The 11364-nt window shown below is 39.9% G+C and carries 10 protein-coding genes and 1 pseudogene; 9 read left to right on the top strand and 2 right to left on the bottom strand.

Translation table 11 applies throughout. From position 1 onward, the window contains the following. The first annotated feature begins 95 nt into the window (after positions 1-95). Positions 96-1427 (top strand): IS4 family transposase, encoded by a 1332-nt coding sequence (locus tag ACU01J_RS20635; protein WP_481084253.1) that lies wholly within the window; start codon positions 96-98, stop codon positions 1425-1427. Positions 1428-1486: 59 nt separating this feature from the next. On the opposite strand, the pseudogene ACU01J_RS20630 reads toward ACU01J_RS20635, so the two are convergent. After that, positions 1487-1756 (bottom strand): annotated as a pseudogene (locus ACU01J_RS20630) (carboxypeptidase M32); the annotation flags it as partial. Positions 1757-1859: 103 nt separating this feature from the next. Here ACU01J_RS20630 and ACU01J_RS20625 point away from each other — a divergent pair. After that, positions 1860-2102 (top strand): hypothetical protein, encoded by a 243-nt coding sequence (locus ACU01J_RS20625; protein ID WP_102409332.1) that lies wholly within the window; start codon positions 1860-1862, stop codon positions 2100-2102. Between the two features lie 7 nt (positions 2103-2109). Beyond that, entirely contained in the window at positions 2110-2370 is a 261-nt protein-coding gene (locus ACU01J_RS20620; protein WP_054963629.1) for a hypothetical protein, read from the top strand. Positions 2371-2398: 28 nt separating this feature from the next. Here the strand turns inward: ACU01J_RS20620 and ACU01J_RS20615 are convergent, their stop codons facing one another. Beyond that, entirely contained in the window at positions 2399-4735 is a 2337-nt protein-coding gene (locus tag ACU01J_RS20615; RefSeq protein WP_481087345.1) for an AAA family ATPase, read from the bottom strand. Between the two features lie 324 nt (positions 4736-5059). Between ACU01J_RS20615 and ACU01J_RS20610 the strand changes: the two genes are divergently transcribed. The 6 genes from ACU01J_RS20610 to ACU01J_RS20585 all read left to right on the top strand — a co-directional run bounded on the left by ACU01J_RS20610 (position 5060) and on the right by ACU01J_RS20585 (position 11310). After that, the gene (locus ACU01J_RS20610; protein WP_481087344.1) at positions 5060-5224 is read left to right on the top strand and encodes a helix-turn-helix domain-containing protein; all 165 of its coding nucleotides are present in this window, start codon (positions 5060-5062) and stop codon (positions 5222-5224) included. Continuing rightward, the gene (locus ACU01J_RS20605) at positions 5208-6203 is read left to right on the top strand and encodes a hypothetical protein (RefSeq protein ID WP_481087343.1); all 996 of its coding nucleotides are present in this window, start codon (positions 5208-5210) and stop codon (positions 6201-6203) included. Before ACU01J_RS20610 ends, ACU01J_RS20605 begins: the two co-directional genes overlap by 17 nt. Before the next feature lie 2 nt (positions 6204-6205). Then, positions 6206-8050, top strand: coding sequence for a helicase C-terminal domain-containing protein (locus ACU01J_RS20600; RefSeq protein ID WP_481087342.1), 1845 nt, complete (start codon positions 6206-6208; stop codon positions 8048-8050). A gap of 736 nt (positions 8051-8786) precedes the next feature. Then, positions 8787-9068 carry a hypothetical protein gene (locus tag ACU01J_RS20595; protein WP_481087341.1) on the top strand — a complete coding sequence of 94 codons (282 nt, stop codon included), beginning with the start codon at positions 8787-8789 and terminating at the stop codon, positions 9066-9068. Positions 9069-9132: 64 nt separating this feature from the next. Further along, positions 9133-9501: a hypothetical protein gene (locus tag ACU01J_RS20590; RefSeq protein WP_481087340.1), complete on the top strand. Its 369-nt coding sequence runs from the start codon at positions 9133-9135 to the stop codon at positions 9499-9501. Positions 9502-10389: 888 nt separating this feature from the next. Beyond that, a complete protein-coding gene (locus ACU01J_RS20585; protein WP_481085133.1) occupies positions 10390-11310 on the top strand; it encodes an IS5 family transposase in 921 nt (306 codons plus the stop codon). Positions 11311-11364: the final 54 nt, after the last annotated feature.

Raw genomic sequence — 11364 nt, 5'->3', positions numbered from 1 at the left:
TAATGCCGATCAGTTAAGAAAAATTTTTGAGATCATTTGACCGATCCTCAAAAGGCTTCAAAATCCGATATTAGGAAACTAATATCGGATTTTTCATGTCTTTAGAAAGCCAACTTGCGAATACTTTTCGCTCATGCAATACCTTCCATCACTTTGACAAATACTCTGAGATCCTTAGTCCAGAGCTTATCCAGCAAGGTTTTGAAAAAGCTGGTGTAGCAACAGTGAGAAGAAGACGCTTACCCTTGGAAGCAGTACTTTGGTCCGTTGTAGGAATGAGTCTTTTTCGGCAACAATCTGTTTGGGATATCGCTAACCAACTTGATATTGTCCTACCAGACAAACAGCGCTTTGTTGCGCCAAGTGCTGTTGTCCAAGCGAGGCAGAGATTAGGCGAAGAAGGTGTTAAACAAGTCTTTAAGACGATGGCGGCTCAGAGTTATCAATCTTCTAAGTTTGAAACTTGGTGTGGACTCAATCTTCTATCTGTCGATGGTGTCGTTTGGAGAACGGCAGATACACCTGAAAATCATCAAGAGTTTAAAGCACAGCGTAATCAGTCATCTGAAAATATTTACCCTAAGATACGCATGGTTTGCTTGATGGAGCTTACAAGTCATCAGCTCATCGATAGTGCATTCTCTGACTATCGAACCAACGAAATGCGGCTTGCAGAAGAACTCATAGAACAAACGCCAGACCATTCTCTGACTATTTTTGACAAAGGATATTACTCTCTGGGACTGCTTAACCGATGGAACAAAGTCGGCCAAGAGAGGCATTGGATGCTCCCTGTGAGAAAAGACTTCCAGTATGAAGTCGTTCATAGGTACAGCAAGAGTGATGCAATCGTTGCGATTAAAACAACACCTCAGGCAAGAAAGAAGTTTAGTGAACTTCCTGATGTAGTTGAAGCAAGGTTAGTCTCAAAAATCATTAAAGGTAAGGAGTATCAGGTGCTTACATCAATGCGTGATGGGTTACGTTTTCCTGGCGAAGAAATCGTAGAGCTCTATCGTTATCGCTGGGAAATCGAATTAGGCTATCGGGAAATGAAGCAGACCTTACTTGACAGTGAGTATACATTGCGAAGCAAGCGTCCAGATATGGTTAAGCAGGAGCTCTGGGGTATTTTACTCGCCTATAACCTTATCAGGCAGGTTATGACAAAAGCGGCAAGTAGGTTAGATAGCGTCTGGCCAAATCAACTGAGCTTTACGAGTAGCGCTATGGCTGTGACGCAATACTTTGCAGCGTTGCCTTTAACAAGCCCAGGAAAGCTCCCTAAACACTATGAGGTATTACTAGAGCATGTATCCATGTTTATCTTACCGCCTCGAAGAGAAGATAGAAGTTATCCTCGATGGGTGAAGTTGAAACCCAAGAAGTACGCAACAAATAGAAAAAATGCCAGTCAGCTTAACTGACTGGCATTACTCAACAATCGACGGTTCATTGAGGCGGTTTTTTTGTTACTGACTAACGGTTATAGATAGCGATTAGCTAAGTGTTGCTTAAAGTGACTTGCGTTTAGCGTTTCACCCGTTGCCTGTTTCACTAACTCATCGGTGGTAAGTAGGCTGGCTTTACTCCAGATATTGTCTGATAACCAGGTAAATATCGGGCTCAGGTTACCACTGCGAATAGCACCATCAACATCGACAGTTTGCTTCATTGATGCCATAAATTGCGCTGCATACATCGCTCCTAAGGTATAAGAAGGGAAGTAGCCGAATGCACCGTCTGTCCAGTGTAACCAATCGTACTGATTGAATCTTTTATCTACAAACTTACGATAAGCACTTGGTTTTGTATAAATTATCCCCATATCTTATAAGGATAACCATTCTGGAGGACGTATGAATAAGAAGAAAACATCTAAAAAAGTTGCTTCTAAAGCGGCTCAAACACTATCAGACCCTAACGCATCAAAAATCAAAAAGTCTTTAGCTGCTAGTGCTATGGCTCAAGCTGATAAGTCGAAGCAGACGGGTAAAGACATGGAACAGAAAGCCTCGGCAGTTCTCCAGAGTGACAAGTACAGTGATGAAACCAAAGAGTTCGCTGCTTCTGTGCTGTCTCAATCAAATAAAGACCGTTAGGAGGCTTATGACACTTTGTAGAAATGAACATCGTCATTACCCTGAGTTTGAAGCTCTTCCACTAGACCAAGGCGGAGCAGGGCGTCACAAGTGCTGTGGATGCGCTTATGAACGTGGTTATGCTTTAGGTTTAGAAAGAGAAGAGCTATTGAATATCGATATTGATTCTCTACCTGTGAGTCAGGCGGGTACTGTTAGGCATAAGAGCCCTCATGCTGCATTTGCAAGAGGGTATCAGGACGGTGTTCACGCATCGTATAATCAATAGAAAAAGGGAGCCAGTGGCTCCCTTTTTCTTACATGCGGTTATAAATCAAGCCCATCATATCAGTTGCGGCATTTCGAACATCTTCAATATTCATATCATTCAACTCATGCATTATAGGGTTGAAAGTTGTTCTGAATGAGTGAATCTCGTTTGCTACTGCCTCGGTGATGATGTCATTGTCTTTGAGTGTGTCTATACAAACTGAAAAATCAGTTCTCAAAGTGGCTCCGTTCGCTCTGAGTTGGTCTTTATATCTATGGCGAAGCTCTGTTTCCAAGAATGGTCTTAAAATCAGTGCCTTGTTGTCATTGACTTCATGGTTAATAAACGCTGTTATTTCGTTGTATGCGTCATCATGCTCTGTCGCCGTCATCTCTGCTTCTGTAGTAGCAGTAAAGTCCGAACCATTTGCCACCTTGATGATTTTTAGTGCGCTTGTATTTGCAAACTTCTTAATAGCAGTAGCGGCCATTCCTCGGTAGTGAGTAGTGATGAATAGCTGTTTAATCGACGGTGAAATCTCATAGAGTTTGTTCAAGATGCTAGAAATTCGTTCGTTGTCAAAGCTGGTCACTGGGTCATCCATCACCAATATGGCCTTAGCTTTATCCTCTGGCGATAGTTTGTTGATTTTAGCCAAGTAGATACACAGCGCCAGTGCGCGTCTATCCGATTCGCTGAATAAGCAGTTCATTTTGTTTCTAGGAATCGTAGTGCCATTGAAGCTGACGTCTAGGTCATAGACAATTTTTCGACCACTATTATTCTGCTTTCTACTGATATTGAAGTTTCGAGAGCCAAGACTTTGGAACAGTAGATTGATTTCATCAAAGTAGTTATCAAGAAACGCATTCTGCGAATTCTCTAGCGTTGTCTTGTTGTTATCGTATGTTTCTTGGTCTTGTTCGGCTTGAGTGCTGAGGTCTCTATAAGTCGCACATTTTTCCTCTAATGTATGGCGTAGCTTTTTCTTCTCAAGAGCCTTCTGATTAGTGTTCTCTGTGGCTTTGTCAGTTGTTAAAGCTACAGAATCAAGGCCGTCTTTAAATGCGATAAGCTTTTCATTGACCGAATCTATTACGACTTTGTATGCCTCTTTAGCTTCTTCAAATGAGTCTATAGCGGATTGAAGGTGCGAGAAGTCAATAGCGTCAACGGCGTTATATGCTGTTTCGATTTTAACGTTCAGAAGCTCTAAAATTTGAGGTTTCAGCTCATCATGCTTTTCGTTAAGAAGCTCAATAGATGACTTCACTACCTCATACATATCATCGATAAGAGGAGTTAACTCTGCGATTTGCTCCGTTACAGCCTGTTCTGGATATAGTTCAAGAGTTCTCTTGTTTTCTTCATGAAGTTGACCGATAGCTTGTTCATCAACTGAAATCAATTGCTTGGTAAGCAGTCGTGTAGCGTTTGTTTTGGTTTCTTTTATGAAGTTAGAAAAAGCTTCATTGAATGCAACTTTATAGCTTTCAATTAGCTCTAATGAATCGCCCTCAAGCTCTTGACCACAAAATGGACAGTTTTCATCTAAGTGAGTTAGACCGTTTGAAGCCCAACCTTTAAATCCGTTCTGCTCCTTTAGGTGCGCCATGTGCTCTTGTACTAAAGCTTTGGCATCTGTGTGAGCTTCTTCCATGTTAGTTGCTAAGCACTCATTGATTTCATTGCTTGTCGCTGTGATATCAAAAGTGGTAGAAATCTCTTTTAAGTTCTTACGTGCTTTAGATTGAGTGACACTACCAATTTGTACGGTTAGTGCTTCTTGTTCTGCTATAGATGCCTCAATTGCAGCATTCAGCTCTTCAATGGACTCTACTGGAAGTGCAGATGCAACATATGTGGCAACGTCGGTAATGCCACTTGCTTCTAAAGTAGTCTTAGCGGTTCGCAAGCTAGCTTTCGTAGCTGCTAAAGCTTCTTTTTCTGCTTTGAGGGCTTCAAAACGCTCGGTATTTTCTTCGCCTAAAATGAAGCTGGAAATGTTCTCTGAGTTTTCACGGTTATTGACTGTGCCACTCATTACATTTCGATGAATGAAGTTGTGGTCAAAGATATGTAGTTCACAATCATTTGGTAATCCAGGTGCCCAAGCTTCGTTTACAAACACTGGGTTTGGCGCGTTGTCGAATTGAAATTCGACTTTCATAGGATTAGCCGTAGTTCCTTGCCTTGGTATCGCCTTGCGGTCTTTGATTAACTCTGGATTGTTCGACGCTAGAGAATAGAAAATGTCACACAGCGTACTTTTACCGTTACGGTTTTCACCATAGATTATGTTCACGTCAGAAAATTGCGTGCCACCAGCTCTTGCGCTGTGATAGCTACCGATGCCTTCAATTTTTCGTATTCTTCTTAGCATTATGATACCCATTTGATAGATGATGGTTCATGTTACCACAGGTTCATATATGGGATACGGTTATTGGTAAATTTACATGGAATAAAGTTTTTTGAAATCATGGTGTTACCTAATGTGTTTTATAAAGTCCTCCCCTTGTAATCTCGCTTTAAATGAGAGTAATTCTCATCTTCTTTACTGTATCTATTCTATTTCTGCTTAATAGAATCAATGGCTTATGGGCTCGGTTTTTCTAAATAACTGAGTTTATTAACTATTCTTTTTCTCTCTTTTCTCTCTTTTTTTACTCACTAAATAGAAGTACATACACAAAAGGAGAGTCAAATGACATTAGAAAAAACAGCAAGAGGCCGCCCAGCGGTATCAGTAGAAATACAGAATGAAATCAAGAAGCTCATTCATGAAGGTTATAACATCAAGTCTATTGCTGAGCACCTTGGTGTGAGTACATTTACGGTAAGGAAGTACAAAAATGATAATAGCAGATAAAGTATATGATTCTGATAACAACTTGCTCACACTGGGGAAGACGTTTGTTAATAATAAGAAGACTGGTACAACCGCTAATGGTTACTGGTACAGAATGCATGAAGTACCAGTTAATAACATCGAGTCGATGGAAAAGGTTTTGAAACTAATAGAATCATATGATGGTTGCGTGATTAATGGAAAACTAATCGGCGAGAGTGGTAAAGAGTACAACAGACAGTCAGACAGCGATTATATTAAAAATGAGCAGAACTGGTGTTACATCGATATCGATAAGCTAGATGTCAGTCATATGGCAGATAGAAGCTTTGACGAAAAACTAGATTACGCATTGCTATCACTACCAAGTTTTAGCTTTGTCTCTTGCGTTGTGCACCATAGTAGTAGCAGTGAAATGGACAAGAACTACCTCAGCTGCCATTTGTTTTTCATGCTCGATAAGTCAACTACAATAGATGATTTGAAACACGCATTTAAAGACGAACTAAAAGCTGGTGGAACTGATTTAGCAAGCTTTAATAAAGTTGGCTTGTGTTTCATTGCACCACCTACGTTTATCGAGTGCGACGACCCTGTCGGCGAAAGAATTTTTTTAAGACGTGGTGCAACTGACGTGATAGAAGTGCCTGAAATAAAGAGCGAGATTATAGAGCCACCACCAGTGGTTGATGTAGATAGCTCAGATAGCTTTTTAGTCAACTGTCGTAAGCGGGCCATTGATAGATTCGTGAGAGATGTCGGTACAGGCAATCGTGATTATATGAGTTACAAACTAGCTTTAGAGCTGTTTAAGACTGGCATGAACTACCAAGAGGTAGAGTATACGATGAGTAGATATAGCTATCTAATGGCAGACCACGACTACAAGCACAAAACGAAATCAGCGCATAAAACGTGGTCTAAAACACGAGAGATATTTAAGCCTAGAGAGCAAAAAACAACCAAGGAGATTGCTGATAGTATTTTAGCAAAGTGGTGATAATGAAAAGAATAATGTTGATGAAAGATGAGTTTCTTTCAGACAAAAAAAATGCACTACCGCAGACGAACGGAGTGCATTTAGTTAAAGCAGGTACTGGTGTAGGAAAAACGTTTCACATGATGAAACAAAGTGAGGTCCACAATCACACTATTGTTTTTCCACAAATCAGTATTAAACGCCAACAAGAAATGATGGCAAAAGTTAACAATCAAGAAGTTAAAATCTCACAGCTAGAGTACTTAACAGACGATATAACCGGACTGCATATAGATGAGGCTCAACTTATCTATGAGGCAGGCTATAGAGCCGAAGCAGTCGATAATCTAATAAGAGTAATCAACAAAGTCCGCTTTAATATTCCTGTATATATTTATAGCGGCTCGTTTAAAACTGAGTATACAGACTATCAACCTTTCGTTATTAAAGATGATTTGAAAGTATACTCAGACAAGTTACTTACTATCGATAGTATAACAGAGGTTCATAAAGAAATAGACACTAGAGCGGTTAAACTTTATCAATGCTCTGGTTTTACAAATGAGTTACTGGCAAACGTAATCAAAGTTGAGGCTAATAAGCCTATCCTATTCTTTAGAGATAGTCACAAGCGTAACCTAGAACTAGCCTCCGAGTTAGAGAGCAAAGGCATATCATGCTTATGTGTGAATCGTGATGTAGTGCGAGATAAGAAAAGTGATTACCAGAAGCTAGCAGAAAGTCAGACTATAAAAGCTGTTGGTGTCGATGTTGTGTTGGCTACAAGCGCGTTAGAAGAAGGTATCAATATAAAAGATGATGTTACTATCATTTCGTTACAGACAGCGCCAGAAAGACTTGTCCAACAGTATGGCAGAGCCAGAAATATAAGTTTAGCCAACTATGTGCTTATCGCTGGTGAAGGTGTTGAAAATACCAGTATAGAGCAGTGTTTTGAAAGAGCAGAACAAGTGGATGGTGTTGGCTATAATAAGGCGAGTTTAAGGCGTGATTACGGTATTTCAGAGCAAACTATGGCTATTGAGTCAGATAGCCATAGAATCGCTTGCATGGCCCGCTCTATCGAAGTAAATCAAATGCGCAAGACCAACCACGGAGTTGCTGCTGTAAATGGGTTGAAAGCATATGGCTATGAAGTCGCAGAAACGTATATGTACGAAAGTGATAGGCCATTATCGTTGCGGTCAGTCAGCAAGAAAACTGTGGTCGAATATCTGACCAACTTAGGCGAGCTGGCTAACATAGAAGAGTTAATGGCCGATGATTTAGATATACCACTAGAGCTATGCAAAGTCGCTGTTGACCGTGCGTATGTGTTTAAATCCCAATTTACAGAGATGTGCGCAACAGAGGCCAACTGGCTAGATGCTTATAACAGTATTACTAATAGCGGTGTCGTTATGCTTAATAGGTTGTGGAATGATAAGCCAGAATGGAATCGTTATAGTGAGGTCGTTAATCGCTTATACGCGAGTGAAAAAACACAACGTATATCAGCAGACGATATGACAGAGAAAGCAAACAACTTCTGGAACGACATGGTGAGCAAAGACGATACCAACTGGCTGTACGAATCAGATAGAGCGAAAACACGATTATTCAGATGGTTGCTTGGCTATCGTTTTGATGTGAATAACAATGTATATATCCTAGATAAGCGTGAATGGTGGAACGTTGGTCTGAATAACTCCGAGAATCAGAAATACAAATCAAGGACCAAGCACATTGAAAAGCATGGTGACGTTAGTATTTTTCATAATCATCATCAAGTGGATAAACGTGATGTCACCAAGTTCAAAACTCGTGAAATCAAGTCGATGTGTGAAGACGTAGATTGGGGTGATTAAACACCCCAGTTTTAACTAAAAAACATGTATGAATAAGTAGTAAACAGCAAATTACTATAGATATATTGTCATCTACTAGTTATTCGTACATGTTTTTGAAACGAAGATGCGGATTGGGCGTTTAACTATTCAGTCATTTCCGCGACAACATGTTGTGTAAACAGCATTTTTACTAAAGATATATTGTTATCGACACAACATTTTGTCGCGGTTTTGAATCTAAACGATTTAAAATAAAACTATTTCACGTTTTTGTTTATAAATTCTGATTATCAGATGATAATAATTTTTTAAACAAACATCTGATGGAACCATCACTAGCCCAGTTATTCAATGGCCAAGTTAATTTAAATTAAAATGTATTAGAATCCAATACACCAGTTTTGTTGTATTTCAACGAAAAATTAAGCTTATTAATTAACTATATTATTTTGTAATGCGCCTTCGGCGCTGAGGCTTCGCCTCTTTTCTATTAAATTATATAGAAAACTGTTTATCATTCTGCTTTTCAGAATTATAATAGACACATGAACTGATAACGTTATCACATAAGCTTACGCGCTCGTACAAGTCGAGCCATGAACGTAATGAAACTGCGACTAGCTTTTGCCTCTTATAACGTAATGAAATCAATGCCTTGTGATTTATTTTCACTGGTTTGTTTATCACCACATTTTCTCGGGTTATCCTATTCTCGGTCGATGGCACAACGCTGTCTAATAAAAATGAGAATAAAATGAAAATTGAAATCAAGAACGAAGAACAAAGCCGCGTCACCGCTACACAACAAGATAAGCTTGTTATCACCGCACCCCTGCGCTATGTTATCAAAGAAGAGCAGACGATTTATAAGAAGCATATTTTTTTAAATGATAAGCATATTAGCTTTCCATGTCCTAATCATATGATGATAAGCCATACTAATAACATAATGACCTCTGCGCCATACGATTTGATTCATTTCGACGAAATAAATGATAAGTTAGAAATAATATTAGACAAACCGAATTTAGCATAAATAAAATCAAATCACCACGTCAAAAGGCTGCTCAATAAAGAGCAGCCTTTTATATGAGGGAAGAATGGAGCTAAAAATATTAGAACGAAAAATAGAAAGATTGGTGCGAGATAGTTACAATGCGGTGGGTGAGTATAATGGCGTAGCCATAGCGAATGCCAATGCTCAAAAAATACATAATCTGATTCAAAAATATGAAAAGCTAATTAAGAAAAAGTATGGTGATGTTATCACAAAGGATGGCTATTACTATGCTGGTCCTGTGTGTACAAATATTGAAAATATCCACATCACTAGAGCACGATTCGAAGGGTCCGTTAAGTGGTTGTTATCAGATATTCGATTTAAACTAAGTCCTGGCGTTAAGCCGCTACATGTTGATTTGGAAATAACGGAACGCCACAATGATTATTTTATACTCCGTTTGGGTTAGTCGCTTCGCTCCGTCGGCAAGCCGACTAATACTAAATCATAAAAAGTATGCGTGACCGCAGGTCACTGGCCTTCGGCCTTATCCTCTACTAACGTGAACTATCACGATTTTTGTACAGTAGAACTGATTCGAACTAGATGATGGAAGATATTCTAGTGCTACTTGATTCAGATACTAGTATTAGTGTTATCTCAGCAGAACTGATTCAGTGAAGCTATCTACCCGATTATCAAATAGAACATAGGCGGCGAAGCCGCGACGGCTTCGCCGTCTATTTGATACTAAGTTATCTATTTGATGGGGAATATTATTAACACTATCTAATAAATCAGATTTACGAAAAATTATCCTTATTACATTAAACTTAATATTTCGTATAGCTAACTTGATTCATACCGACCAACGAACCAAGTACTACCAGCTAGAACCAACTATATTAGACGAGGCCGTTACGTTTCTGAGTTTGTTTATAACGCTACCTTTAAGATTTATAATATACATATTGATTAACAAACGAATAAAAATAATGAAGAAAATATATGACATGGGCATTAACGACCTACCTAAAGGCAGTGTTACTGAAAATCGGAAACATTATAAGTTCTACACTGTATGGAAGGGTATGGTACGGCGTTGCTATTCCAAAGAATACCAAGAAAGAAGTCCGACCTACGTAGGTTGCAGTGTCCATCCGAGCTGGTTATATCTATCGAACTTTAAAAACTGGTTCGACTGCCATTATGTCGATGGGCACCATCTCGATAAAGACTTATTAATAGAAGATAACAAAGAATATGGACCTGATACCTGGCTTTGTTGCGTAATTCGATGGAACTAAATCAGGAAGTTACGATCTGATCGGCTACATCAGTTAATCATCGTAGCCTTATGCCGAAACCTCGTTACAAAACAACTAACTGGAAACAGTACAACAAAGCCCTAATCAACCGTGGTTCACTCACTTTCTGGATTGATGAGGAAGCCATACGCGAGTGGAAGCAAAGCAAACAGAGTAAGCGCGGCAGGCCTCGTCGATTCAGCGACCTAGCCATTACTACCGCACTGATGGTAAAACGCGTTTTCTCTATGCCATTGAGAGCGCTGCAAGGTTTTCTAGACTCAGTATTTAAGCTGGCTAACATACCGCTTGTTTGTCCGCATTACACCTGTATAAGCCGTCGAGCCCAGCAGGTTGAGGTTTCATTTAAAACTAAAACCAGAGGTGCGATACAGCATCTGGCCATTGATGCCACTGGTCTCAAGGTTTATGGCGAAGGTGAATGGAAGGTCAAGAAGCACGGTACTGACGGGAAGCGTAGAGTCTGGAGAAAGCTGCATTTAGCAGTCGACACCAGTACTCACGAGATAGTAGCAGCAGAACTGAGTTTATCTAATGTCACTGATTCAGAAGTCCTTCCTAATTTGCTCAAGCAAACACGTCGACAAATCATCGAGATATCTGGAGATGGTGCTTACGACACAAGGAACTGCCATGATGCCATACGGATTAAGCGAGCTATTCCGCTTATCCCACCAAGAGAAGGGGCAGCCTTCTGGGAACAAGGACATCCTCGCAATTTAGCAGTGGGTTGCCAAAAGCTCTACGGCTCCAACAAGAAGTGGAAAAAGCGGTATGGTTATCACAAACGTTCACTATCAGAAACAGCCATGTATCGAGTGAAGCAGTTGCTAGGTGGGAGGTTAAGCCTGCGAAACTACAATGCTCAGGTTGGCGAAACCTACGCCATGATTAAAGCGCTGAACAAGCTTACAGGGCTTGGTATGCCTGAAACTCAGTTTGTTGTTTAAGAATTGCACAATTTCGGGCGGTTTGTTTTTCTGTCCGAATTACGCAACAAAGCC

This window comes from Vibrio sp. 2433-A1 (assembly GCF_056726085.1).
Note: the sequence above shows the minus strand (reverse complement) of the source record. Positions and strands in the feature narration are given on the sequence as shown.